This is a genomic window from Streptomyces sp. NBRC 110611 (genome assembly GCF_001590865.1).
Lineage (GTDB): Bacteria > Actinomycetota > Actinomycetes > Streptomycetales > Streptomycetaceae > Streptomyces.
This window is the reverse complement of sequence record NZ_BBUY01000029.1, coordinates 1-25,398: the sequence shown is the minus strand read 5'-3', so window position 1 is coordinate 25,398 and position 25,398 is coordinate 1. Positions and strand designations below refer to the sequence as shown.

Sequence of the window (25,398 nt, the reverse complement as noted above, 5' to 3'; positions counted from 1 at the left end):
CGGTCAGTCCGTCGGCTGTGCGGAGAACAGTGCGGTGAGGCCCATCCCGCCGGCGATCCCCAGCATGGCCAGGCCCCGGGCGCCGGGCGGGAGGTCCGGGGCCGGGGCGCGGACGAGCTGGCTGAACAGCCGGGTGACCAGGACCGCGCCGGAGGCGCCGAACGGATGGCCCAGGGCGAGCGCACCGCCGTCCAGGTTGATCCGCTCCTCCGCGATGTCCAGCGCGTCCAGCGAGGCGAGGACCTGCGCGGCGAAGGCCTCGTTGAACTCGATGCGCGCTGCCGCGATCCCCCGGCCACCGGAACCGGGGCCGGGGAGTGGGCCGTCCGGGGGGTCCGTGGCGAGATCCGGGCGCCGGGCCAGCAGCCGGCGGGTGGCCGCGACCGGGCCGATGCCCAGCAGATTCGGGTCCACACCGGCGGTACTCGCGTCGACGAAGGCCAGGGCGCGCCGGTGACCGAGCGCGCGGGCCACCGACCTGCTGGTGACCAGGACCATGGCCGCGCCGTCGTTGAGCGGGCAGGAATTGCCCGCGGTGACCGTCCCCTCCCCCGGGGCGGCGAAGAGCGGACGCAGCGCGGACAGCGCGGCCGGAGAGGTGCCGGGGCGGGGACACTCGTCGCGGGTGACGAGGCCGTGGTCGGTGGGTACGGGGGTGAGCTCCGCCGCGAACCGGCCGCTCCGCTGGGCACTGACCGCCCGGCGATGGCTGCGCAGGGCGAACGCGTCCTGCCGGTCGCGGGTGATGCCGTAGCGGGTGGCGACGTTCTCCGCGGCCACCCCCATGTCCGGGTCGCCCACCGACTCCGGTGCGAAGCGGGCCCGGGCGTAGAACTCGGGCATACCGCCCCGGCGTCGGGGCTGCCGTACCCGCCACGGGGCGGTGCTCACACTCTCGCCGCCGCCCGCGAGATACACCTCCCCGGCCCCGGCGGCCACCAGCCGGCAGGCGAGGACGACGGCCTCCAGGCCGGAGCCGCACTGCCGGTCCACGGTGACGCCGGGCACGTCCATCGGGAGCCCCGCCTCCAGCGCGGCCAGCCGGGCGAGGTTGCCGCCCCCGCCGGCCGCGTTGCCGACGAGGACATCGCAGACCCGCGCGGGCTCGGTGCGCGCATCGGCCAGTACGTCCCGGATCACGGCGGCGACCAGTTGTGACGCCTCGATCCCGGCCAGTGCGCCGCCGGCCCGGCCGATCGGGGTTCGGCGGGCCGCGACCACCACCGGCTGCCGGTCGTCGGGGAGTTCACCGTGCCCACCGGTCTCAGTCATCGGATCCCCCGGACGCGTCCGGGAACGGGACGAGCCGGGCGTCGCCCTCGGCCAGCCACTCCTCGACCCGGCCCCGCGCGATCTTGCCGCTCGACGTCAGCGGCCACGCGCGCAGGGTGTAGAAGCGGCGGGGCACCTGGTAACGCGGCAGGGCGGCGCCGCACAGCTCGCGCACCGCGGACTGGGTCAGCCCCCGGGTACCGGACCCGGTGACGACGGCGACCAGCGCCCGGCCCAGATAGTCGTCGGGGACGGAGGTCACCAGTGCCAGGTCGATCTGCGGCAGCCGGATGAGGGCGCTCTCCACCTCGGACGGGTAGACGTTGAGGCCACCGGTGATCACCATGCCGCCGCGGCCGAGGAGATGGAGGTGCCCGTCCGCCGTGAGCCGGCCGGTGTCCCCGACCGTGGCCCAGTCCCCGTCGGTACGGAAACTGCCCTCGCCCCAGACATACCCGTCGCATACCAGCGGACTCCGTACGTACACCGTGCCCTTCGTGCCCAGGGGCACGGGGGCGCCCCCGGCGTCGCGGAGCTCCAGCGTGACGGAGGGGAACGCCGTGCCGACGTCCTGGGCGGCGGTGTCGGGGCCGGGTGAGCCGACGGTGACGAAGCCCAGTTCCGAGGCGCCGTAGTACTCCCGCACCCGGGCCCGGGGCAGTAACCCGGCGACCGGCGCGAGCAGGCCGGGGGAGAGTTTGGCGCCGCCGCTGACCACCGTGGCCACCTCGTCGAACCGCTGCCCCGGGGGCGCGCCGGAGTCCTCGGTGGCGGCGCACAGGGCGCTGAGCATGCTCGGCACCACGACCAGCCGGCGGACGGATCCGCGTGCCAGCCGTCGCAGCACCGCCGCGGTGTCGAATCCGCTCAGCCCGTGGAAGGCCGCCCCGCTCTCCAGGCACTCGGCCAGTGCGTAGAGGCTCAGGCCGTGCGCGAGCGGGCCCGGTGCCAGGGTGTGCTGCCCGGCGTCCATGCCCCAGACCTCGCGGCCCTCGGCGAGGCTGATCCGCCAGGAGCGGCGGGAGCGGTGGAAGGCGTGCGGCAGGCCGGTGCTGCCGGAGGTGAAGCCGACCAGGAAGGGGGTGGCGTCCGCGCCGGGCGCCAGGTGTTCCGCCGGGTCGGCGCCGAGGCGTTCGCCGAGCCACCTGTCGTACGAGCCGGACGCATCGGATGAGCCGGACGCATCGGATGAGCCGGCTGGGCCGTCCGCCCCGGACGAGCCGGGCCCGTGCGCCGGTGCGGGTGGGCGCCCGTCGCCGGCGATCAGGGTCCGGATGCCGAGCCGGTCCGCCACGCCGTGCAGTGCGGTCTGTCCGGCGGAGCACACCACGAGGTCGGGGCGGAGCCGTGCCAGCACCGCGTGGGTCTGGGCCGTGCCCCAGTGCGGGTCCAGTACGGCGCAGACGCCCCGGCCCGCCGTCGCGCCGGTGAACAGCTCGGCGAAGACCGGGTGGTTGCCCGTGCCGATGGCGAGCAGGCGGGCGCCGGCGGGGAGCCACCGCCGGTCCTGCGGGGGGACGGTCCGCAGTCCGGCCGCCACCGCGGCGGCCCGCCGGGCCAGTTGGCGGTGTGTCACGACCTGGCCGTCGAGCGTGAAGGCGGCCTCCTCGCCACGGGGTCCGGCCCCGGTCCGCGCCACCTGTTGTGCCACCGGCATCCGCGCTCACCTCGGTTCGATCGGATAGGAGCGTCGTACGTTGTGCGCCACCGCGGCCGCGGCCGCCGCTTTGAGGAGGTCCCCGACCGCGAAGTACAGGGCGCCGGCCGCGGCCTTGCCCATACCGAGACCGGTGGTGAGCGCGGTCCAGGGGATGCCGATCGCGTAGACGGTCAGCAGACCGCCCGCGACACAGGCGGCGAAGTGGGCGGCGAGCTGCGGCACACGGCCCGTCAGCCGGATCGCGACCCGCTGCACCAGCAGTCCGGTGACGAACGCACCGGGAATCCAGCCCAGCAGATATCCGCCGGTCGGCCCGGGGATCACGCCCAGCCCGCCCCGGCCGCCGGCCAGCACCGGCAGCCCGAGCACGGTCAGCAGCACGACCAGCGCACAGGCACAGGCGCCGCGGACCGGACCCAGCACCGCGCCGGCGAGCATCACCCCCAGCGTCTGCAGGGTGATCGGCACCGGGACGATCGCGATGGTGACCGGCGGGACCAGGCCCAGCGCGACGATGATCGCGCAGAACAGGGCGATCAGGACGAGGTCCTGGGTGCTCATCAGGCGACGGGTGGGTGCGGTCATCCGGATGCCTTTCCGCCGGTCCGTTCGGTGTCTTCGGTCCGTTCCAGCCGTGCGGTCCGTGCGGTCCGTGCCGTCCGTGCGGTTCGTTCGGTCCGTGCGGTCCGTTCGTCACGGGCGGGGCCGCCGGAGCGGGCCGGCGGATAGCCACGGGCGTCGATGGCCGCCGCGATGTCCTCCGCCGACTTCAGCACCCGGATCACCAGGGGCACGATCAGCGCGACCGGACTGCCCCGCAGACCGCGCGCCGCCTGGGCCTCCCGGATCTCCTGGAACTGCCGGAACACCTCCGGGACGAAGCGCAGCGCCAGCGACACAGCGAGGGCGACCGCCGGCGCGTTCACCAGCCCCGCCCGGTCCAGCGGACGCAGCATCAGTTCCAGCACGCGCTGCAGTTCCGAGGTCCGGGTGGTGAACGTGACGCTCAGCGCGGACAGCAGCAGGACGGCCAGACGCAGCCCCACCACCAGCGCCGTGTGCACCGATTCGGTGAGGGCGGCGGCCGCCACCACCACGGCCAGCACCCCTGCCGGGCCACGGAGTTGCCGGACCAGCCGCTCCCGGGGCGCCCGTACGGAGAGCAGCAGGGCCAGGGCGAGGACGGCGCCCGGACCGAGGACGGCCACCGACCCGGTGAGGAAGACGGCCACGCCGCACACCAGCAGCGCCGCCAGCTTGCCTCCGGCCGGGGCGCGGTGCAGCGGCGAGGTGCCGGGCACGTACAGCGACACCCTCATGAGCAGTGCTCCACATACCAGGGCACGGCGGTCTGCGGCGTGCCGTCGTACACCACGCGGCCCTGGTCGAGGACGAGCACCCGGTCGTAGCCGGTCAGCAGATCGAGGTCATGGGTGAGGACCACGGCCTGCTGCGGCAGCTCCGCGATCACGGCCCGGAGCCGATTGCGGTTGCGCAGGTCCAGCAGGGTGGTCGGCTCGTCGAACACCACCGTCTCCGGCCGCATGACCAGCACCGCGGCCAGCGCGACGAGCTGCTTCTCGCCACCGCTCAGGGCATGAGAGGACCGGTCGGCGAGGGAACCGATGCCGAGGCGCTCCAGCTCGTCGCGGACCCGGCCCGGTATCTCCGCGCGGGGCACACCGGTGTTCCGCAGGCCGAAGGCCAGGTCCTCCTCGACGAGGGGCAGGACGATCTGGTTGTCCGGGTTCTGGAAGACGAAGCCGACCTGCCGGCGGATCCGGCGGGCGTCCTTCGCAGTGTCCCGGCCGTCGACCAGTACGGTGCCCGCACTGGGCAGGACAAGGCCGTTGAGCAGCCGGGCGAAGGTGCTCTTGCCGGAGCCGTTGGCGCCGATCACGCCGATCCGCTGCTCGGTCAGCTCGACGCCGACGGTGTCCAGCACCGTGCGGGGGCCGAAGCGTACGGAGACGCCGTCCAGGGTGATGCGCACGGTCACCGGCTCTCGGGCCGGCGCTGTGGCTCCGGGGCCTCCGCCGGCGCTTGCTCCGGGGCGTCATCCGGGGCGTCGTCCGGGGCGGGGCGCAGGGCGGCGAGCGCCTCGCGGGTCGGCGCCGGGATCGGGCGGGCCCGGCCGGCCTCCTTGTCGACGCACACCCAGACCACCTCGACCCGTGCGACCGGCGCCCGGTCCCCGGCGTGCACCATCACGGCGTCGAAGGCGAGACTGCTGGTGCCGATCCGCCGGACGTGAGCGGTGATGTCCAGGACGTCGTCGAAGCCCGCCGGACCCTCGTAGCACAGCTCGATCTTCTTGACGTGGTAGACGACACCGTGCGCGTCGGACCGGGGGTCGAAGCGCGCGGCCAGCCCCGCCTCGCGGAGCAGCTCGTTGACCGCGGTCTCCGCGTAGGAGCAGTAGACCCCGTTGTGCACATGGCCGTGCATGTCCACGTCCGAGAACGGAACTCGCTGCCGCACGGACCCCCGCTCTCCGTGTAGGGTCACCAGCTGCCTGTGCTGATGGCACCTTTGCCTATGACAGCAGCACGGTACCCAGCCGCCACCGCACTGTCACCACCATGTGAGGATTCGCCGATGCCCCGGAGCCTCCGCAGCATCGTCAGGGAATTCGGCCCCGCCGCCGAGGTGGTGGGCACCGAGGAGTACCTGCCCCCCCGGCCCGGGCCCGGTCAGGTGGCCGTCCGGATGCGGCTGGCGTGCGTCAACCCCTCCGACCTGGTGACCATTTCCGGTGCGTACGCCTCCCGTACCGTCCTGCCGTTCGTGCCGGGCTTCGAAGGCGTCGGGGTGGTCGCCGAGACCGGCCCGGACGTGCGGGACCTCCGGGCCGGGCAGCGGGTGCTTCCGCTCGGCAGCGCGGGCGCCTGGCAGCAGACCAAGGTGACCGACGCCCGGTGGTGCTTCCCCGTGCACCCCGGGCTCACCGACCAGCAGGCGGCCACCGCGTACATCAACCCGCTCACCGCACTGCTGATGGTCCGTCACCACGTCCTGGAACCGGGTGCGGGGACGGTGGTGGTGAACGCCGCCGCCGCCACGATCGGCCGGATGCTGATCCGGATGCTGAACCGCGCGGGGATCCGGCCGATCGCCGTCGTCCGCCATCCGCGCGGACTGACCCGGCTCGCCGGTACCGAGCTGACCGCGGCGGTGTGCACCGCCGACCGCGCGGCGGGGCAGGCCGTGCGCGAGCTCACCCGCGGCCTCGGCGCGGAGGTGGTGCTGGACGCGGTGGGCGGCGCGGAGGGCGCGGAGCTGGGCCGCGCGCTCGCCCCCGGCGGCACCCTCGTGCACTATGGCCTGCTCTCCGGACACCCCCTGCCACCAGAGCTGCCGGCCGAGCGGCGCGATGTACGGATCGTCCTGTTCCGGCTCCGGGACTGGGTGCACCGCGCGCACGCCGACGCCCCGGACCGCCTCACCGACGCCCTGACGGAGGCGTTCGGCCTGGTCCTGGATGGTACGGCCGCCTCACCGGTGGCCGGGGAGTACCCACTGGCCGCCGTACGGCAGGCGCTGGAGCGGGACACGGAGCCGGGACGGCGGGGCAAGGTGCTGCTCCGCCTCACCGGCTGACGGACGAACGACCCGGGCAACCGGGCAACGGGCGAGCGATCCGGGCAACTGGAAAGAGGGGCGAACACCCCGTACAACCGGACAAGGGGAGGGACCATGGCACTGCTGGCCGTTACCGGGACCGGTACGGAGGTCGGGAAGACCGTCACCACGGCCGCGGTGGCGGCGCTCGCGCTGACCGCGGGCCGGCGCGTCGCCGCGGTGAAACTCGCCCAGACCGGGGTGCTGCCCCACCAGGACGGCGATCTCGCCGAGGTGGTCCGGCTGGCCGGCCCCCTCGGCACCCGGGAGCTCGCGCGCTATCCGGAGCCGCTGGCGCCCGCCACGGCTGCCCGCCGGGCGGGGCTGCCGGGACTGCGCAGGGACGCCGCGGCAGCGGCCGTCCGGGAGCTGGACGCCGACCACGACCTCGTACTGATCGAGGGGGCGGGCGGCCTGCTGGCACGGTTCGACGACACCGGATGGACCCTGGCGGACCTCGCGGCGGACCTGGCCGCGCCGGTCGTGGTGGTCACCACCGCCGGCCTCGGCACCCTCAACGCAGCCGCGCTGACCGCCGAGTCGCTGGCCCGCCGGGGCGCCCGGCTGCACGGTGTGGTGATCGGCAGCTGGCCCGCACGGCCGGATCTGGCCATGCGCTGCAACCTCACCGACCTCCCCGAGATGACCGGCGGGCCGCTGATCGGCGTCCTGCCCCGGGCCATGGCGGAACGGGGCCGGGAGGCCTTCGCCGCAGCTGCGCGGGCCGGACTGGGTGCACCACTGGGCGGACGCTTCGAGGCCACGGACTTCGCCGTACACTGGCGGACCTGAGCGAGGGCGCCTTCCGGTGTTGTCCGGAGCCACCCCTTTTACGGTGCGGGACACCGGTGAATACTCGGCCACGGGACACCCGCACCGCACCGCACCGACACCCGGTCCGGTCTCATCCGTCCGAGCGGGAAGGACACCCGCCGTGGATACCGCCCCCACCGACACCGCTGCCCCCACCGACACTGCTGCCCCCACCGACACTGCTGCCCACGCCGCCCACGCCGCCCATGACGACCTGATCGGCACACTGGTCGACAAGGCGCTCCGGCGTGAACCACCCACCCGCGCCGAGGCCCTGGCCCTCCTGAAGACCCCCGACGAGGCCGTCCTCGACGTCGTCGCCGGCGCCTCCCGGGTACGCCACCGCTACTTCGGCCGCCGGGTGAAGCTGAACTTCCTGGTGAACCTCAAGAGCGGGCTCTGCCCGGAGGACTGCTCGTACTGCTCACAGCGGCTCGGCTCACAGGCCGAGATCCTCAAGTACACCTGGCTCACCCCGCGAGAGGCCGCCGAGGCCGCCGCACAGGGCTTCGCCGCGGGCGCCAAACGGGTCTGCCTGGTGGCCAGCGGACGCGGCCCCACCGACCGGGACATCGGGCGGGTCTCCGAGACCATCGCCGCGATCCGGGCCGAGAGCCCCGGCGTCGAGGTCTGTGCCTGCCTCGGGCTGCTCTCCGAGGGCCAGGCCGCACGGCTGGGCGAGGCGGGCGCGGACGCGTACAACCACAACCTCAACACCGCGGGGGACCGCTACGCGGACATCTGCACCACGCACACCTACACCGACCGCGTCGAGACCGTCGAACAGGCCAGGGCCGCCGGCCTCTCGCCGTGCTCCGGCCTGATCGCCGGCCTGGGAGAGCGCCCCGAGGAACTGGTCGACGTGGCCTTCTCGCTGCGCGCACTGGACCCCGACTCGGTACCGGTGAACTTCCTGATGCCCTTCAAGGGCACCCCTCTGGCCGGAGAATGGGGCCTCACCCCGCAGCACTGTCTGCGCATCCTCGCCATGGTCCGGTTCGTCTGCCCCGACGTCGAGGTCCGGCTGGGCGGCGGGCGGGAGATCCATCTGCGGGGTATGCAGCCGCTGGCCCTGCACCTCGCCAACTCCCTGTTCCTCGGCGACTACCTGACCAGCGAGGGCCAGCCGGGCGCCGCGGACCTGGAGATGATCCGGGACGCCGGCTTCGTCGTCGAGGGCATGACGGAGACCACCCTGCCCAAGCACCGGGACGACGCGGTCAGGGTACGCAGACGGGGCACGGGCACCGGCCTGCCCCCCAACCTGCCGCCCGACGCCCTGCCACACACCCCCGGCCCGCAGGCGGACACGTGACGTGACGTCGACGGATCCCGCCCTCGCGGTGGACCTGTTCTCACCGGAGTTCCTGCACGACCCCTACCCGGTGTACCGGACGCTGCGCGAGACCGGCCCGGTCCACCACGACCCGGGGACCGGCCTCTGGCTCGTCAGCGGCCACCGCGAGGTGCGCCGGGTGCTGCTCGACCCCGAGCTGTACCGTCCGGACAACGCGCTCGACGCGGTGGTCCGGCTGTCCGTGCCCGCGTTGCGCTGCCTGGCGAGGGCGGGGTTCACCCTCCCGCCGACGCTCGCCAACAACGGCACGGCCACCCACGCGGGCCTGCGGCGGCTGATCGCCGGCCTGCTCGGCCGTGACCGGGTGGCGGCCGCGGCGCCGGTGGTCGAACGCCTGCTGGCGCCACGCCTGGACCGGATCGAGCGGGAGCTCGCCGACCGGGGGACCTGCGATCTGGTCGCCGCGCTCACCCGGGACCTGCCGTTCGAGGTGATGCTCCGGGTGCTGGGACTGGAGGGCGACATCGATGTGGACATCGACCTGCTCGCCCGCTGGAACGACGCCTCCCTGGAACTGTTCTGGGGCGCTCCGCCCCGCGAACGCCAGCTGCCGCTGGCCCGGCTCGCCGCCGAGTTCCACCAGTGGCTCGGCGGCCTCACCGAGCGGGCGGCCCCCGGCGGCACCGGCCTCCTCGGACTGCTCGCCGCGCACCGGCACCCGGACGGTACGCCGCTGAGCCGCCAGGAGACCATCGCCGTCTGCTACTTCATGGTCATCGCCGGGCAGGCCACCACCGGGCAGATGCTCGCCACCATGCTGCTGCGCGCGGTGTCCGACACCGCGCTGTGGCCCGCGCTGGGCCGGGACCGCGCACTGGCCGCCGCCTGGGCCGAGGAGATGCTGCGCCGGGAACCGCCGTTGACCACCTGGCGCAGGGTGACCGCCCGGCCGGCCCGCCTGGGCGGAGCCGAACTGCCCGAGGGCGCCCAGCTGTTGCTGATGCTCGCGGCCACCGGCTCCGATCCGCGGATGTTCGCCCGCCCCGAGCGCCTGTGCCCGCACCGGCCGCATGCCCGGGAACACCTCTCGTTCGGGCTGGGGCGGCACCGCTGCCCCGGCGCCGCGCTCGCCCGCATGGAGGCCGGGACGGTACTGCACGCGGTCTCGGCGCGGCTGCCCGACCTCCGGCCGGCCCACGCCGGGCGGGACGTCCCGATGCGCGGGCTGCTGTCCTTCCGCGCGCCCCCCTCCGTCCCGGTCCGCCGGGCCGGAGGGGCCGGCCGGGACGGGCCGCAGGGCCGGGACGGAGTGCTCAGCCGGGACGGCAGTCCGCGATCACCGTTACCGCACCGTCCACCTGATCGTCCGTCAGGTCCGCCCGGGCGGTGAGCCGCAGCCGGGAGAACCGGTCCGGCACCGACGGCGGACGGAAACACCCCACCTCGACCCCCGCCTCGCGGCACCGCTCCCGCCAGGCCACTGCATGCCGTGCGGAGCCGGCCCGTACGGACACCACGCCGGCCCGGGCCGGGGCCACCGGCAGCCCGGCCGCGGCCAGTCCGGCGTGCAGCCGGGCGGCCACCGCGCGGACCCGGGCGGCCCGTTCCGGCTCCCGCCCGAGGACGCGGAGCGCGGCCAGGGCGCCACCCGCGCAGGCCGGTGCGACACCGGTGTCGAAGAGGAATCCGCGAGCCGTGTTGATCACGTGCTCGATCACCCGGCGCGGCCCCAGCACCGCGCCGCCCTGCGCACCGAGCGCCTTGGACAGCGTGACGGTGGCGACCGTGTCCGGGCTCCCGGCCAGGCCCGCCGCACCCAGCGCGCCCTCCCCGCGGCCGCCGACCACACCGAGTGCGTGCGCCTCGTCCACCAGCAGTCCGGCACCGTGGCGGCGGCAGACGGACCGCACTTCGGCCAGGTCGGTGAGGTCCCCGTCCACCGAGAAGACGGACTCGGTGACCACCAGGGCCCGTGGCCGGCGCCGGCCGGCCAGTACCTTCTCCAGCGCGGCGGTGTCATGGTGCGGGACGTCCACCACCTCGGCTCCCGAGAGCCGGCAGCCGTCGATCAGCGAGGCATGGTTCGCGGTGTCCGCCGCCACCAGGCTGCCGGGCCGGCACAGGGCCGTGACCGCCCCCAGATTGGCCAGATATCCGGAGGAGAAGACCAGGGCCGCCTCGGTGCCGCAGAACGCGGCGAGTTCCCGCTCCAGTTCGTGGTGCAGCCCGATGGTCCCGGTCACCACCCGCGCCGCGCCCGCTCCGGCTCCCCAGACGGCGGCGGCCCGGGCCGCCGCGGCGGTGACCTCGGGGTGGGTGGCGAGGCCGAGGTAGTCGTTCCCGGCCAGATCGATCCCCGGCCCGGCGGCGTCCCGGACCCGTACCGCACGGCGCAGGCCGGCCCGCTCCCGGCGCCGGGCGCTGTCGTCCAGCCAGGCGAAGACGGCTTCGGGCGGCGGCTGGCGGTCGTGCGCCGGCTGATCCATGCGGACTCCCTCGGACGTCGTGGCTCAGGGCTCGATCGAGGCTCAGGAGGCGGGGTCCACGTCCGGCAAGGCCCCAGTATCAGGCTCCCGTTGTGGCCGCCGAAGCCGAACGAGTTGGACAGCACGGGGCCCGGCGTCCACCGGCGTGGTGCTCCCCGTACCAGGTCCAGGCCGGGGCCGAGCCCGGGGTCCGGCGCCACCAGCCCCTGGACGGGCGGGATCAGACCGTGCACCATCGACAGCACCGCGGCCACCGCCTCCAGGGCACCACTGGCCCCGAAGACATGCCCGGTGGCTCCCTTGGCCGACGTGACGGCCGGCCCCGCCGTCCCGAAGACCCTTTCCAGCGCCCGGGATTCGGCGAGGTCGCCCTGGAGCGTGCCGGTGCCGTGCGCGCTGATCTGCGCGATGTCCGACGGGGCGAGCGCCGCGTCCCGCAGGGCCAGGGCCATGCACCGGGCGGCGCCGGAGCCGTCGGGGAGCGGCATGGTCACGTCGTGGGCGTCGGCGGTGCTCGCCGCGCCCAGGACCTCGGCCAGTACGGTGGCGCCCCGCGCCCGCGCGGTGTCCGCCGCCTCCAGGACCAGCGCCGCCGCTCCCTCGGCGACCGTGAACCCGTCCCGGCCGCGGTCGAAGGGCCGGGTACGGCCGGTGGCCGACAGCGCCCGCATGGTCGTGAAGCCCGCGAGGACCGTGCCGTGCGCGGCGGCCTCGGTACCACCGGTGAGGACGGTGTCGCAGACGCCGTACGCGATCAGCCGGGCGGCCGAGGCGATGGCGTGCGTCCCGGAGGCGCAGGCCGTGGTGACCGTCTCGCAGGGCCCTTGCCAGCCGAGCCGTTGCGAGACGGCGGCGGCCGCCGCATTGGGCATGACCATCGGCACTGTGAACGGCGAGACGCGTCGGTCACCGTGCCCCGCACGCACCAGGGACTGCCGTTCCATGGTGGTCACCCCGCCCAGCGCGGTGCCGAGGACGACCCCCGCGCGCTCCGGTCCGTACCGCGCGGTCAGCGCTTCGGCGCCCCCGGCGTCGGCGACGGCCAGCTCCGCCGACGCCACCGCGAACTGGGTGCAGCGGTCGGTGTGCCGGATCTCGGCCCGGTCCATCCAGCGCCCGGCGTCCCAGGGTTTCAGCGGCCGGTGGCCGGGCGGCGCCGACGGCGCGGGCACCAGCAGGTCCCGCCACAGGGCGTCCGTTCCGGTCCCCGCGGCCGTGACGCTGCCCAGCCCCGTCACGACCACCCGCCGGGCGCCGCTCATGTCCGCGCGCGGACCAGCTCGCAGGCGTCGCGGACGGTGCGTACCGACTCGACGCCTTCATCGGGCAGAGCGACCTGGCAGGCCTCTTCGACCGCCATCAGCATTTCCACCAGGGTCAGGCTGGTGGCCCCCAGATGCTCCGTGAACTCCGCCTCCATGGTCACCTGTTCCGGTGCGACCTGCAGCACCTCCACCGCGCAGGCCCGGACCTTCTCGAACACCTCATCGGTCATCCGCCACGGCCTCCCCAGGAACGCTCCGCCCGAGCACGCGCGGACGGAGTGTACCGCCGGGTGCCGTGGCTGTCTGTGCCGTTTCAGGCGCACACGGCCCCCGGGGAACGGGCTGCCGGAGATCCTGGCCGGGGCGGTTCTTGTTGGCCGGACAGCTGTCCGATAAATTCACGTAGCCCCTTCGCCTCCTCCTCGAAGCCGCCGCGCGCCCGGTACGCGACAGACGCGAAAGAAGGCTGCTCATGGCCCGATCGACGTCCAGCGTCATCACCCTGGACATCAACGGCGAGAAGCACACCCTGCCCGTCGACCACCGCAGCACCCTGCTCGACGCGCTGCGCGAACACCTCGGTCTGACCGGTACCAAAAAGGGCTGCGACCACGGCCAGTGCGGTGCCTGCACGGTGCTGGTCGACGGCCGCAGAGCCGTCTCCTGCCTGCAGTTCGCGGTGGCGGCCGAGGGGCGCGCCATCACCACCATCGAGGGCGTGGCGGACGGTGAACGGCTGCACCCGGTGCAGCAGGCCTTCCTCGACCTCGACGGATACCAGTGCGGCTACTGCACGCCCGGGCAGATCTGTTCGGCCGTCGCGGTGCTCGAGGAGCACGCGGCGGGCTGGCCGAGCGCGGCGACCGACGACGTACGGCCGTCAGCGGGACCGCCACCGCTGACCGACGACGAGATCCGGGAGCGGATGAGCGGCAACCTGTGCCGCTGCGGTGCGTATGTGGCGATCGTCCAGGCGGTCGCCCGGGCGGCCGGCAGCGGCCCGTGCGCCGAGCGGGCGGCGGGGCGCGGTCCGGCGGCCGGCGCGGAGGTGACGGCATGAGGGAGTTCGGCTACCGGCGGGTGTCCGACGTCCGGGGCGCGGTGGCCCTGCTCGACGCCGAGCCCGACGCGCGGCTGCTCGGCGGCGGCACCAACCTCGTCGATCTGATGAGGGCCGGAGTGGAGCGCCCCGGCCTGCTCATCGACGTACGGGAGCTGCCGCTCGACCGGATCGCCCGCACGGACGGCGGCGGGCTGCACATCGGCGCGACCGTCACCAACAGTGATCTGGCCGCGCATCCCGAAGTGCGCCGCGCCTACCCCGCGTTGGCCCAGGCCGTGCTCGCCGGGGCGTCCGGGCAGCTGCGCAACATGGCCACGGTCGGCGGGAATCTGCTGCAGCGCACCCGCTGCGGCTACTTCACGGATGTGACGAAGGCCTGCAACAAGCGCGTGCCCGGAAGCGGTTGCCCGGCCGTCGCGGGCGAGCACCGCAACCACGCGATCCTCGGTGCCTCCGCGCACTGTGTGGCCGTCCACCCCTCGGACATGGGGGTGGCGCTCACCGCCTTCGACGCCGCGGTGTCGTACGAAACGGTGGCCGGAGCCGGGGAGTTGCCGCTGGCGGAGTTCTACCTCCCGGTGCGGGACACCCCGCACCGGGAGACCGCGCTGCCGGCCGGCGCGCTGATCACCAGTGTCACCCTGCCGCCGGCTCCGGTCGCCGCCGTCTCCCGCTACCGCAAGGTGCGCGAGCGCGCGTCGTACGCGTTCGCGATCGGGGCGGTCGCCGCCGCCCTCGACGTCCGGGGCGCGGGCGCGGACGGCGGAGCCCGGGGCGCGGTCGTCCGCGACGTCCGGCTCGCCTTCGGGGCGGTGGCCTCCCGGCCGTGGCGGGCCCGGGAAGCCGAGCGGCTGCTGACCGGGGGACCGGCGAGTGCCGAGGCGTTCACCGCCGCACTGGACGCCGAACTGGCCGCCGCCGAGGCGCTGCCCGGCAACGGGTACAAGGTGGCGCTGATCCGCGATCTGGCCGTCGCCCTGCTGACCGAGCTGACCGAGGAGAGCGCCGGATGACCACGTCCCCGACCACGCCCCCGGCCGCGGCCGGGACCGCGACCACGCCCGCCTCCGGGGCGACGGGGGCCGTCGGCACCGCGTACCCCCGCGTGGAGGGCCGGGCCAAGGTCACCGGGGCGGCCCGCTACGCCGGTGAGATCTCGTTCGGTGAACTCGCTCACGGCTGGCTGGTGTCGTCCCGCATCACCCGGGGCCGGATCCGCTCCGTGGAGTCCGCGCCCGTGCTGGCGATGCCCGGCGTTCTCGCCGTCCTCCACCACGGGAACGCCCCGCGCGTCGACGGGGACTACACCGGCCCGCTGGGCCCGCCCGACCCGACCATCCTGCTCTTCGGCGACGACCGCGTGCCGAGCGCCGGCTGGCCGGTGGCGCTGGTGGTCGCCGAGACCTCCGAGCAGGCCCGCGAGGCCGCCGAGACGCTGGTGGTCCGGTACGACGAGGAACCGCACGACGTCGAGTTCCGGGCCGGCCGCCCGGGCACGCACACCCCGCCCGGCATGACCAGGGAGAAGGGCGATCTCGACGCCGCACTCGCCGCGTCCGCCGTCGTCGTGGACGCGGAGTACACCACGCCGGAGGAGCACCACAACCCCATGGAGCCGCATGCGGCCACGGCGTTCTGGGACGGCGGCCGCCTCGAGGTCGTCGACTCCAACCAGAGCAGCATGTGGGTGGCGGAGGAACTCGCGAAGCTGTTCTCCCTCGACCCGGCAGCGGTGCGGGTGCGGTCCGAGCACGTCGGCGGCGCGTTCGGGTCCAAAGGGGTGCATCCGCACCAGGTGGCCGCGGTGATGGCCGCGACCCTGCTGCGGCGTCCGGTGCGGGTCGTGCTGACGCGCCGCCAGATGTTCTCGCTCATCGGCCACCGGAGCGCCACGGCACAGCGCGTCAGGCTCGGCGCCGACGCCGACGGGCGCCTGCGCGCCATCGACCACCAGGCGTACAGCGCCACCTCGACCGTGCACGAATTCGTCGAGCAGGGCGCCGACGCCGCGCGGGTGCTGTACGACGCCGACGCCCACCACACCGGCAACCATGTCGTCGCGCTCGATGTCCCCTCCCCGACCTTCATGCGGGCACCGGGGATGGCCCCGGGCTCGTTCGCGCTGGAGTCGGCGCTCGACGAACTCGCCGAGCGGTGCGGTATCGACCCGATCGCACTGCGCGCACGCAATGAACCGGACGTCGGGCCGCTCTCCGGACTGCCGTTCAGCAGCCGCAATCTGCTCGCCTGCTTCCGGGAGGGGGCCCGCAGGTTCGGCTGGGCGGACCGCGACCCGCGCCCCGGCGTCCGCCGCGCAGGGCGCTGGCTGCTCGGGACCGGCATGGCCGCGGCCTCCTTCCCCGCGGGCGTCGCCCCGTCCACCGCGGCCGTGACGGCGGAGGCGGACGGCACCTTCACCGTACGGATCACCGCGGCGGACCTGGGCACCGGGGCGCGGACCGCGCTGACGTCGGTCGCCGCGGATGCGCTGGAGACGACGCCGGACCGGGTCCGGGTACGGATCGCGGACAGCGACTTCGGCCGGGCGTGGGTCGCCGGCGGGTCGATGGGCACCCGCTCCTGGGCCTGGGCGGTCATCGCGGCGGCCCGCGCACTGCGCGAGCAGCTCGACCTGGGCGGCGGTGTTCCGCCGCAGGGCATCACCGTACGGTCCGACACCACCGAGGCGGTCGCCGCACTGGCCGAGCGGGAACGCCACTCGTTCGGGGCGCAGTTCGCCTCGGTCGCCGTGGACCCGGCGAGCGGCGAGGTCCGGGTACGGCGGATGCTCGGCGTCTTCGCCGCGGGCCGGATCGTCAATCCGCTCACCGCGCGCAGCCAGCTCATCGGCGGGATGACCTGGGGGCTCTCCATGGCGCTGCACGAGGAGGCGGTCCGGGACCAGGCGTCGGGCGGGCTCGTCGGCGCCGACCTCGCGAGCTACCACTTCGCGGCGCACGCCGACGTCCCCGTCATCGAGGCGGACTGGGTGGACGACCCGGATGACGACGACCCGGTGGGCATCAAGGGGATCGGGGAGCTCGGCATCGTGGGCGCCGCCGCGGCGATCGCCAACGCGGTCTGGCACGCCACGGGCGTACGCCACCGGCACCTGCCGATCCGGCCCGACCGGATCCTGACGGCGTAGACCGGCCCTGCGCACGGCGGACTCCCCTCCTTCTCCTCCCGCCTCCTCCCGCGGGGGCGGTGCGGGCCATGAGGTTTCAGCCATCAGGCGTGGATGAAAAGTGGGTGAAGGCTGAGGGGGTGACAGGGCTCCGGTGGCTGGACAGACGGGGAGGTCCGGGGTGGTGGCGGACGTCAGGGTTGTGTATCGATACCGCCGGTATGCCGTGATGCGCGCCGATGTGACGGTGTTACGGAGAGCAGTCGCCGGTGCGCGGAGTCGTGGTGCGGCCGAGGGGCGGGTCTGGCCGGGAAATCATTCGTTTGCGCAGGTGGTGGAGGTGCGGCGGAGGTTGGGCGGCCTGGCTGTCGAAGGGGCCGCTGTCCCTGCGGGGTTGACGGAGCGTTGATGTCCGGCCGCGGGCGGGGTGACGGCCGTCTCGGCCGGGTGTGGCCGTAGCCGTGCCCTCAAGCGTATGAGTAGTGATCAATTCCGGTTATAGTGCTACCAGTTGGGTGCGCGGAGTGAGCGGTCTCCGTGTTCCCGGCTCATGACTGTATTGCCGCCTCGGATGGGTGGGAGCGGCGGGACGGATATCGTGCCTGTCGCGCCGCATCCGGGCGCCACGTAAGCCCCATGATTGAGGATGCTGATGGTTCGTACTGCGTCGTCACCCGGAGGCTCGCATTCCGGCTCCGTTGCGGCGTGGTCGGCGCCCGCTGCCGTGGCCGCCGTGGGGACCGCGGTCGCCGGACCGCTCGTGCCCGCCGCGGCCACCGGCGCGGTGATCTGGTGCGGCGCCCTCGCCACCGTGGCCATCGCCCTCGTATCGGCGGTGGCGGCACGGCGGGGCCAGGCCCTGGCCGCGGTGCGCGCCGAGGCCGCCGAGCGCGAGACCCGGCTCCTCCAGCATCTGCGGCAGCAGGAGGCGGCCACGATCCGCCTCGCCGAGGAGCAGCTGCCGGTGGCCGTCAGCAAGCTCCAGGAGGGCGAGTTCGCCGAGGACGTGCTGGAGTCCCTCACCGTCACGGACGACGGGCTCAGCCCGCAGTTCCGCGCGGCGCACGAGGCCCTGCTGCGCTCGGTGGTCGAGGCGGTGCAGGCCGAGGAGTCGCTGCGCGACTCCGCGCAGCGCGGTGTGGTCAACGTCGCCCGCCGGGTCCAGGCCATCGTGCACCAGCAGGCCACCGACCTGCGCGTGATGGAGGACCGGCACGGCCAGGAGCCGGCGTTCTTCGCCGACCTGCTCAGGCTCGACCACGGCACGGCGCTCATCGGGCGGCTGGCGGACAGCATCGCCGTCCTCAGCGGTGCCCGGCCGGGACGCCAGTGGAGCAAGCCGGTGCCGCTCTACAGCGTGCTGCGCGGTGCGATGTCGCGGATCCTCGACTACCAGCGGGTGGAACTGCACTCCGTCGCGGAGGTCGCCGTCGTCGGACCGGCCGTCGAGCCGCTCATCCACGCCCTGGCCGAGCTGCTGGACAACGCCACCCGGTACTCGCCGCCCAAGACCCGCGTCCATCTGACCGCGGTGGAGGTGCACATGGGCATCGCCATCGAGATCGAGGACGGCGGTATCGGCCTCAGCGAGGAGGCCCGGGAGCGGGCCGAGCGGATGCTGACCGAGGCCCAGGCCGGGATCGACCTCAAGGACCTCGGCGAGTCGCCGCGGCTGGGACTCGCGGTGGTCGGCCGGCTGGCGCGGGCGTACGACTTCCAGGTGGCGCTGCCGCCTTCGGCCTACGGGGGAGTGCGCGCCGTCCTGAGCGTGCCGAAGACGTCGATCACCACCGCGCCCGCACCGGGCAGGGCACACGGCATCGGCGCGGCCTCGGGCCCGCGTCCGGAGGTCCGCCGGCCCGGGCCGCCCGCCGCGGCGGTGGCCGACGACATCCCGATCGAGCACGCGGCGCCGCGGACCGCGCAGACCGGCACCGGCGGACGCGACGAGGACACCGGCACCCACGCCGCGGTGGACCGCGGCCGTGCCGAGGAGCCGCCCACCGCGACCACGGTGACCGCCAGCGGCCTGCCGCAGCGGCGCCGGCGCGCTCCGAATCCGGCCCGTAAGGCGGCGCCCCCCAGGCCGGGCCCGGCGGCGACCGCGCACGAAGAACCGGCGCCCGGTGTCTGGATGGCTGAACTGCACAGTGGCCTCGCCGGCGAGCGGCAGACGTCCGCACCCGCCCGGACCAGCAACGACACGTCAGACAAGGGTGAGTAACCGATGCAACAGCGTGCGGATATGGACTGGATGCTCAAGGACCTCGCGGAGAGCGTCCCCCAGACCCGCCATATCGTGGTGCTGTCGTCCGACGGCCTGTGCATGGCCCGGTACGACACGAGTGCGGACACCGCCGACCGCCTGGCCGCCATCGGTTCCGGACTGCAGAGCCTCTCCACCGCGGTCGCCGCCGAATTCCCGCACAGTAACGGCCGGATGCGGATGGTCGTCATCGAGGTCAACGGCGGCTTCCTGTACCTGATGGCCGCCGGCGCGGGCGCCCATCTCGCCGTGCTCGCCGACGAAGGCGTGGACGCGGGCCTCGTCGGACAGTGCATGCGCGACCTCGTGGCCCGGATCGGCGCCCACCTCACCAGCCCGCCGCGGGCCGACGGACCGACGCGGTGAGCCCAGCCGGTCAGGACTGGGACGAGGGCGGGCCGGAGCGGCTCTACGTGATAACGGGGGGCCGCTCACAGAGTGACCAGCACGCCCCGCTCGACCTTGTCACACTGATCGTCGCCACCGAGGAATCGCAGCTGGGCATGCAGCCCGAACTCGCCGCCATCCTCCGGATCTGCCGCACGCCGCTCTCCGTCGCCGAGATCTCCGCGCACCTGGCGCTGCCGGCGAGTGTCGTCGGCGTACTCCTCCAGGACCTCCTGGCCGATGGGCGGGTGGAGGCCCGTGCACCGGCCGCCACACACCCCGACATAGCACTGATTGAGGCGGTTATCCATGGTCTCCAGAAGCTCTGACACCGTCACGGAGCCTCGGCATGAGGACCAGTTGCCGTCGACGGTCTCCACCGCCGTCAAGATCGTCATCGTCGGTGGATTCGGCGTCGGCAAGACCACTCTGGTCCGCTCGGTGAGCGAGATCCGGCCGCTGACGACCGAGGAGACGATGACGGAGGCCGGCGCCGGCGTCGACGACGTCTCCGGGATCGAGCGCAAGACGGTGACCACCGTCGCCATGGACTTCGGCCGGATCAGCCTCAACGAGGAGCTGGTGCTCTACCTGTTCGGCACGCCCGGCCAGCAGCGGTTCTGGTTCCTGTGGAACGGCCTCTTCGAAGGCGCGCTCGGCGCCGTCGTCCTGGTCGACACCCGGCGGCTCGAAGTCAGCTTCGACGTCATCGGCCGCCTGGAAGAGGCCGAAGTGCCGTTCGTGATCGCCGTCAACGCCTTCCCCGACGCCGACTCCTACCCCGTCGAGGAGCTGCGCGGCGCCCTGGACCTGCCGGAACAGGTGCCGATCGTGGTGTGCGACGCCCGCGAACGGGCGTCGAGCCGGGACGTCCTGATCACCCTCATGCGCTACCTGCGCTCCTTCGCCCAGACCTCGGAGCCCCAGTGACCGCCAACCTCCCCGAGCGCCCCGCCGATCACCACCCGGCTCCGCCGCCGGGCTGCCCGGCACACGGCGGCGCCCCCGGGAACCTGTACCGCCTGCACGACCCCGAGGTCCAGGCCGAACTCGTGGCCGTGTACGAGAAGCTGCGCGCCGAGTACGGCCCGGTGGCCCCGGTGCTCGTCCAGGGCGACCTCCCGGCCTGGCTGGTCCTCGGGCACCGGGAGAACCTGGAGATCCTGCGCACCCCGAGCGTCTTCTCCCGCGACTCACGGCACTGGCGGGACATGGCCGAGGGCAACGTACCGGCCGACCACCCGCTGACGCCGGTCACCACCTGGCAGCCGCTGTGCGTCTTCGTCGACGGGGAGGAGCACCGGCGGCTGCGCGGCGCGGTCACCGACAGCCTGGGCCGCTTCGAGTCCCGCGGCATCCGCCGCCATGTCACCCGCTTCACCGACCAGCTGATCGACGAGTTCGCCGGATCGGGGACGGCCGACCTGGTGGGCCAGTTCGCCGCCGAGATCCCGCTGCGCGTGATGACCCAGCTGTTCGGTATGCCGGAGGAGCACGGACCGGGCCTGACCGCCGCCGTCCAGGACGTGCTCAAGGGCACCAAGACCGCGGCGGCCAGCAACACCCACCTCACCCGGACCCTCCAGCAGCTGGTCGAACGGAAGCGCGCCCGCCCCGGCCACGACTTCCCGTCCAAGCTGATAGAGCACCCCGCCGGTCTCACCGACGACGAGATCCGCGAACACCTGCGGCTCATCCTCACCGCGGCCAACGAGACCACGGTCAACCTGATCGCGAACACCCTGTGCACGGTGCTCACCGACCCCCGGTTCCGGGCGCACCTGACCGGCGGCCATATGACCCTGCCGGACGCGCTGGAGCAGGTCATGTGGGACGAGCCGCCGCTGATGACGCTGCTGGGGCGCTGGGCGACCAGCGACACCCGGCTCGGCGAACAGACCATCAGGAAGGGGGACATGCTGCTGCTCGGCCTGCGCGCGGCGAACGTGGACCCGGCGATCCGCCCCGACCTGACCGCCCCGGTGCACGGCAACCGCTCCCATCTGGCCTTCAGCGGCGGCCCGCACGAGTGCCCGGGCCGGCACATCGGCCGGGCGATCGCCGACACCGCCGTCGACACCCTGCTGACCCGGCTCCCCGACCTCCGGCTGGCCGTTCCCGAGACGGAACTGGAGTGGTCGTCGTCGTTGATGTACCGCCATCTCGTCGCGCTGCCGGTGCAGTTCACCCCGAACGGGCGTTAGCGACGCCCGTCGTCCGGATTCCGGATGGGGCGTCAAGGGGCCGGACGAGGAGCGGCGTATGACCTCTGTATGGCCTCCGTTCGGCCGTTGTCAATGTGATTCTCATTGCCTCACTGCAAGGTGTGGTCCCGTCCTAAAGTGATGCCGATGTGCGCACTGATGCTGGGGAGCACCGATGGGGCAGGCGTGGGCGTACGGTCCGCTCACGGCAGCCGCTGCGATACGGCAGGCATCAGCCGGCCTGCACCGGACGCAGAGCAGGTGGCCCAAGCCTGAGGCTCCCGCCTCCCGTTCGCGTCCGACGTCCCCCCCGTGTGGAGCCCTGATGAACACCAGCACGCCCTTCGCCGGCACCCGGAACCCCGCTGCGGACTCCGCCCCGCCAGGTGCCGCACTGCCCGGCCTGTTCGCCCACCGGGCGGCCCGCGCACCGCACAGCCAGGCCGTACGGGACGGGGACCGGGTCTTCACCTACCGGGAACTCGACGCGTGGTCGGAGTCCGTATCACGAGCGCTCCGCGCCCGGGGCATACGCGGTGGCGAGGCCGTCGCCGTCCTGGGCACCCGCTCCTGGGAGGCGACGGTCGCCATGGCCGGCATCCTGAAGGCGGGTTCGGTCTGCGTTCCCGTGGACGTCCACTATCCCTCGGCCCGCACCGCGGAGATGCTCACGGACGCCCGTACGCGGCTGGTCGTGGTCCTTCCCGGGCATACCGCGGCCGCGCCGGGCCCGGACCACGGACCGGCCGGGTGGGTCGCCTTCGACGACCTGATGGCGGCGGACCCCGGCCCCGGCGGTGACCTCCCGGCAGCCGTGCGGCGCCGGCCCGACGACTGCGCGTACATCCTCTTCACCTCCGGTACCACCGGCCGCCCCAAGCCCGTGGTCTTCCCCCACCGCGCCGTGACCCGGCTCGCCGTCGGGGACCACCCCTGGTGCCCCGGCCTCGGCACCCGCGTCCTGCAGACCTTCGGTCTCTCCTTCGACGGCTCGCTCTTCGAGACCTGGACCACGCTGATCAACGGGGGCTGCCTGGTCGTGGCCGAACGGGACGTCCTCCTGGACACCGAGCGGCTCCGGTCGCTGATCCGTGCCGAACGCATCACCCACGCCTTCCTGACCACCAGTCTGTTCCACCACGCCGTCCGCACCCACCCCGCGATCTTCGGCTCCCTGGAGACCGTGCTGATGGGCGGCGAGGCCATGGACCCGGACCTGACCGCGGCCGTCTGCGTGGCCGGGCGGCCCCGCCACCTCATCAACGGCTACGGCCCGACCGAGGGCGGCATCATGGTCACCGCGTACGACGTCGACGAGGTACCGCCCAGTGCGCCCGCCATCCCGATCGGGCGGCCGGTGGCCGGCAGCAGCTGCCATCTGCTGCGCGCCGACGGCACCCCGGCCGGTGTGGGGGAGGACGCGGAGATCCATATCGGCGGGGAGGGCCTCGCCCTGGAGTACCTCGACCGGCCCGAGGAGACCGCCCGGGCCTTCGTCACCCACCACACCCCCGAGGGAGCGGCGCTCCGGCTCTACCGCAGCGGCGACCTGGGGCGCCTGCGCGCCGACGGCACGCTGGAGTTCCGGGGCCGGACCGACCGCCAGGTCAAGGTCCGCGGCTTCCGGATCGAACTGGACGCGGTGGAAGCCCTGCTGCGCGGCCACCCCGACGTCGCCGAAGCCGCGGTACTCGTCCGGAGCAATGACGGCATCGGCAAGGGACTCACCGCCTTCGTCACCGCGGCGAACTCCGCCGCGCCCGGCCAGGCAGCCCTCCACGCCCACCTCTCCGGCAGTCTGCCCGCGCACGCCCTCCCCGCCCCCATCACCGTCCTCGACCGCCTCCCCCTCACCGTCAACGGGAAGACCGACTACGCGGCGCTGCGGAACTCGGCCGGTCCCGCCGCGCCCCGGTGCGGCACCGCACCGGCCGCCGGCCCCCGCAGCGGCGACCCGGTCGCGGACATCTGGGCAGAAGTGCTCGGCACGCCGGTCTCCGAAGGCACCGACTTCTTCGCCGCCGGAGGCAACTCTCTGCTGGCGGCCCACACGGTCACCCGCACCCTCGCCGCCCTCGGGCTGGCCGCGGACCGCTTCGCACCGCTGCTGCGGAGGCTGCTCGCCACCCGCACCCTCGCCGCCTACCGCTCCGCGACCCGCCGCGCGCCCGCCGGCCGGCCCGGCGGCCCGGAACCGGAGGACACCCCGCGGCCGGACTTCGAGGCCGAGGCCCGGCCGGAGCCGCTCCCGCCGGTCTCCCCGGCCCCCGCGCCCCGGCCCGCCCGGGCGCGCCACATCCTGCTCACCGGGGCCACCGGATTCGTCGGGGCGTTCCTCCTCGAACGACTGCTGAGGGACACCGACGCCACCATCCACTGCCCCGTCCGCGCGGACAGCAGCTCCCGGGCGACGCGCCGTGTCCACGAGGCGATGGAACGTTACGGCCTGCGGCTCACCGCACCCGAGCGGGTCCATGCTCTCCCCGCCGACCTGGCCCGTCCGGCCCTCGGCCTGGCCCCCGCCGACTTCGACCGGCTCGCGGACACCGTGGACCTCGTCCTGCACAACGCGGCACACGTCAACTTCCTCTACCCCTACCAGCAGTTGCGGCAGGCGAACGTGGCGGCCGTCCGCACCCTCGTCCGGCTGGCCGGGCCGCGCCGGATCCCCTTCCACTACGTCTCCTCGACCGCGGTGTTCGCCGGCAGCGGCGTCGGCGGCGTACGGCAGGTCGACGAGACCACCCCGCTCAGCCACCCCGAACTGCTCAGCATGGGGTACCCCGAGACCAAGTGGGTGGCCGAGCGGCTGCTCGGCCACGCGGCCGGTGCCGGACTGCCGGTCACCATTCACCGTCCGTACGAGATAACCGGCCACAGCCGGACCGGAGCCTGGAACACCGCCGGCGCCATCTGCGCCGTCTTCGACGCCATCGTGCGGATGGGCCTGGCGCCCGCGGTGCCGCTCCCGCTCAACCTGGTGCCCGTCGACGCCGTCACCGACGCGATCGTCGGCATCGCCACCCGGCTGCCGTACCTCGGCGGGGCGGTCCATCTGACCAACCCCCGGCCGGCGTTCCTCGCCGACATGGTCGGCCGGATGCGCGCCGCCGGGCACCACGTCGACGAGGTGAGCTACCCGCGGTGGACGGAGGCGCTGGCCGACCATGTGCACGCCCACCCCACCGCGCCCATCGCACCGTTCGCCCCGCTCTTCCTCACCCCCGCCCAGCAGGCCGGCTGCACCGTCAAGGAGATGTACTTCGACACCGTCTTCCCCCAGGTGCGGCGTACCCGCACCGACCGGCTCTGGCCCTCGTGGCAGGCCTCCTGCCCCCCGGTGGACAGTGCGCTGCTGGACGCCTGCCTCACCAGCCTCCGGCGCGCCGGGCTCCTCCTCGGCCGCGCCTGACCGGGCCGGGCGGTGCTGTCCTCAGGACTGCTTCACCCTGCGGGCGTCGACCTCGCCCGCGTACCGGAAGACCCGCAGGGGCGGGCCGGCCGGGCCGCGGCGGGTCTCCCCGCTGTCCACGAACAGGTAGCGGTGCGGCTCGATGTCCAGATAGGCGCGTCGCCTCGTGTCGTCCGCGCGCCAGTCGACCCGGCACGGCACGTCCGTCCGCAGGTTCCGCAGGAGCGGCGGCGCGCCCGCGCCGATGACCAGCCAGACGCTCTCCCTCGCCCGGCCGCGTACGGCCGGCTGCCAGCGCCGCTCCTCGGGGTGGCGGGGCGGCGGTTCCCGCACCCAGCCGCCGGGGCCGAGCCGCCAGGGACCGTTCGTCGGACCGTTCATCGCGCATCCCGCTTTCATGAGCGGATACGTCCAGTGTGCGCGCGGAGGGGCCGAGGCCCAAGCCGGGGGAGGAGCGGACCGTGCCCCGCCCGTCCCGGAGGACCGGGCCGGACGGGGCACAGGTGAGGCAGCGGGCGGCTAGGG

Annotated in this window: 22 protein-coding genes and 1 pseudogene; 13 read left to right on the top strand and 10 right to left on the bottom strand. The window is 74.1% G+C overall.

What is annotated here, in order from left to right; genetic code table 11:
- Positions 1 to 3: 3 nt before the first annotated feature.
- From AZE13_RS31455 to AZE13_RS31430, 6 genes are read right to left on the bottom strand one after another with little or no spacing between them, the layout of a single operon-like run.
- Positions 4 to 1,272 carry a thiolase family protein gene (locus AZE13_RS31455; protein ID WP_066939711.1) on the bottom strand — a complete coding sequence of 423 codons (1,269 nt, stop codon included), beginning with the start codon at positions 1,270 to 1,272 and terminating at the stop codon, positions 4 to 6.
- Positions 1,265 to 2,929 (bottom strand): AMP-binding protein, encoded by a 1,665-nt coding sequence (locus AZE13_RS31450; RefSeq protein ID WP_066939708.1) that lies wholly within the window; start codon positions 2,927 to 2,929, stop codon positions 1,265 to 1,267. Before AZE13_RS31450 ends, AZE13_RS31455 begins: the two co-directional genes overlap by 8 nt.
- A 6-nt stretch (positions 2,930 to 2,935) precedes the next feature.
- Entirely contained in the window at positions 2,936 to 3,517 is a 582-nt protein-coding gene (locus tag AZE13_RS31445; RefSeq protein ID WP_066939705.1) for a biotin transporter BioY, read from the bottom strand.
- The gene (locus AZE13_RS31440; protein ID WP_079124575.1) at positions 3,514 to 4,251 is read right to left on the bottom strand and encodes an energy-coupling factor transporter transmembrane component T family protein; all 738 of its coding nucleotides are present in this window, start codon (positions 4,249 to 4,251) and stop codon (positions 3,514 to 3,516) included. The genes AZE13_RS31445 and AZE13_RS31440 overlap by 4 nt, the downstream gene beginning before the upstream one ends.
- Complete coding sequence (locus tag AZE13_RS31435; RefSeq protein ID WP_258528118.1) at positions 4,248 to 4,931, bottom strand: energy-coupling factor ABC transporter ATP-binding protein; 684 nt, start codon at positions 4,929 to 4,931, stop codon at positions 4,248 to 4,250. Before AZE13_RS31435 ends, AZE13_RS31440 begins: the two co-directional genes overlap by 4 nt.
- The gene (locus AZE13_RS31430) at positions 4,928 to 5,413 is read right to left on the bottom strand and encodes an acyl-CoA thioesterase (protein WP_066939699.1); all 486 of its coding nucleotides are present in this window, start codon (positions 5,411 to 5,413) and stop codon (positions 4,928 to 4,930) included. The genes AZE13_RS31435 and AZE13_RS31430 overlap by 4 nt, the downstream gene beginning before the upstream one ends.
- A 117-nt stretch (positions 5,414 to 5,530) precedes the next feature.
- Here AZE13_RS31430 and AZE13_RS31425 point away from each other — a divergent pair, with 117 nt between their 5' ends.
- The 4 genes from AZE13_RS31425 to AZE13_RS31410 all read left to right on the top strand — a co-directional run bounded on the left by AZE13_RS31425 (position 5,531) and on the right by AZE13_RS31410 (position 10,053).
- On the top strand, positions 5,531 to 6,532 hold the full coding sequence (locus AZE13_RS31425; RefSeq protein ID WP_066939697.1) for a zinc-dependent alcohol dehydrogenase family protein: 1,002 nt from the start codon (positions 5,531 to 5,533) through the stop codon (positions 6,530 to 6,532).
- A gap of 96 nt (positions 6,533 to 6,628) precedes the next feature.
- Complete coding sequence (gene bioD, locus AZE13_RS31420; RefSeq protein WP_066939694.1) at positions 6,629 to 7,345, top strand: dethiobiotin synthase; 717 nt, start codon at positions 6,629 to 6,631, stop codon at positions 7,343 to 7,345.
- Positions 7,346 to 7,580: 235 nt separating this feature from the next.
- Complete coding sequence (bioB, locus tag AZE13_RS31415) at positions 7,581 to 8,681, top strand: biotin synthase BioB (RefSeq protein ID WP_066939746.1); 1,101 nt, start codon at positions 7,581 to 7,583, stop codon at positions 8,679 to 8,681.
- Between the two features lies 1 nt (position 8,682).
- Positions 8,683 to 10,053, top strand: a complete 1,371-nt coding sequence (locus tag AZE13_RS31410; RefSeq protein ID WP_066939692.1) for a cytochrome P450 — start codon at positions 8,683 to 8,685, stop codon at positions 10,051 to 10,053.
- Here AZE13_RS31410 and AZE13_RS31405 read toward each other — a convergent pair.
- The 3 genes and pseudogenes from AZE13_RS31405 to AZE13_RS31395 all read right to left on the bottom strand — a co-directional run bounded on the left by AZE13_RS31405 (position 9,977) and on the right by AZE13_RS31395 (position 12,644).
- Positions 9,977 to 11,149 carry an 8-amino-7-oxononanoate synthase gene (locus AZE13_RS31405; protein ID WP_066939689.1) on the bottom strand — a complete coding sequence of 391 codons (1,173 nt, stop codon included), beginning with the start codon at positions 11,147 to 11,149 and terminating at the stop codon, positions 9,977 to 9,979. The two genes, AZE13_RS31410 and AZE13_RS31405, sit on opposite strands and share 77 nt — an antisense overlap.
- A gap of 218 nt (positions 11,150 to 11,367) precedes the next feature.
- Positions 11,368 to 12,258 (bottom strand): annotated as a pseudogene (locus AZE13_RS31400) (beta-ketoacyl-[acyl-carrier-protein] synthase family protein); the annotation flags it as partial.
- 149 nt (positions 12,259 to 12,407) lie between these two features.
- Entirely contained in the window at positions 12,408 to 12,644 is a 237-nt protein-coding gene (locus tag AZE13_RS31395; RefSeq protein WP_066939686.1) for an acyl carrier protein, read from the bottom strand.
- Positions 12,645 to 12,886: 242 nt separating this feature from the next.
- Between AZE13_RS31395 and AZE13_RS31390 the strand changes: the two genes are divergently transcribed.
- The 9 genes from AZE13_RS31390 (at position 12,887) to AZE13_RS31350 (ending at position 24,873) form a co-directional block, all read left to right on the top strand.
- Positions 12,887 to 13,474 (top strand): (2Fe-2S)-binding protein, encoded by a 588-nt coding sequence (locus tag AZE13_RS31390; RefSeq protein ID WP_066939683.1) that lies wholly within the window; start codon positions 12,887 to 12,889, stop codon positions 13,472 to 13,474.
- A complete protein-coding gene (locus AZE13_RS31385; protein ID WP_066939680.1) occupies positions 13,471 to 14,490 on the top strand; it encodes an FAD binding domain-containing protein in 1,020 nt (339 codons plus the stop codon). The genes AZE13_RS31390 and AZE13_RS31385 overlap by 4 nt, the downstream gene beginning before the upstream one ends.
- On the top strand, positions 14,487 to 16,625 hold the full coding sequence (locus AZE13_RS31380) for a xanthine dehydrogenase family protein molybdopterin-binding subunit (protein ID WP_079124574.1): 2,139 nt from the start codon (positions 14,487 to 14,489) through the stop codon (positions 16,623 to 16,625). Before AZE13_RS31385 ends, AZE13_RS31380 begins: the two co-directional genes overlap by 4 nt.
- Before the next feature lie 631 nt (positions 16,626 to 17,256).
- Positions 17,257 to 18,828 carry a sensor histidine kinase gene (locus AZE13_RS31375; RefSeq protein WP_398780272.1) on the top strand — a complete coding sequence of 524 codons (1,572 nt, stop codon included), beginning with the start codon at positions 17,257 to 17,259 and terminating at the stop codon, positions 18,826 to 18,828.
- 3 nt (positions 18,829 to 18,831) lie between these two features.
- Positions 18,832 to 19,236 (top strand): roadblock/LC7 domain-containing protein, encoded by a 405-nt coding sequence (locus tag AZE13_RS31370; protein ID WP_181690511.1) that lies wholly within the window; start codon positions 18,832 to 18,834, stop codon positions 19,234 to 19,236.
- Positions 19,233 to 19,586 carry a DUF742 domain-containing protein gene (locus AZE13_RS31365; protein ID WP_066939672.1) on the top strand — a complete coding sequence of 118 codons (354 nt, stop codon included), beginning with the start codon at positions 19,233 to 19,235 and terminating at the stop codon, positions 19,584 to 19,586. The genes AZE13_RS31370 and AZE13_RS31365 overlap by 4 nt, the downstream gene beginning before the upstream one ends.
- Complete coding sequence (locus AZE13_RS31360; RefSeq protein ID WP_066939669.1) at positions 19,567 to 20,187, top strand: GTP-binding protein; 621 nt, start codon at positions 19,567 to 19,569, stop codon at positions 20,185 to 20,187. Before AZE13_RS31365 ends, AZE13_RS31360 begins: the two co-directional genes overlap by 20 nt.
- On the top strand, positions 20,184 to 21,461 hold the full coding sequence (locus AZE13_RS31355; RefSeq protein ID WP_258528116.1) for a cytochrome P450: 1,278 nt from the start codon (positions 20,184 to 20,186) through the stop codon (positions 21,459 to 21,461). Before AZE13_RS31360 ends, AZE13_RS31355 begins: the two co-directional genes overlap by 4 nt.
- 325 nt (positions 21,462 to 21,786) lie before the next feature.
- The gene (locus AZE13_RS31350; protein ID WP_066939666.1) at positions 21,787 to 24,873 is read left to right on the top strand and encodes a non-ribosomal peptide synthetase; all 3,087 of its coding nucleotides are present in this window, start codon (positions 21,787 to 21,789) and stop codon (positions 24,871 to 24,873) included.
- A gap of 21 nt (positions 24,874 to 24,894) precedes the next feature.
- On the opposite strand, the gene AZE13_RS31345 is transcribed toward AZE13_RS31350, so the two are convergent.
- The gene (locus AZE13_RS31345) at positions 24,895 to 25,254 is read right to left on the bottom strand and encodes a hypothetical protein (protein ID WP_066939664.1); all 360 of its coding nucleotides are present in this window, start codon (positions 25,252 to 25,254) and stop codon (positions 24,895 to 24,897) included.
- Positions 25,255 to 25,398 lie beyond the last annotated feature (144 nt).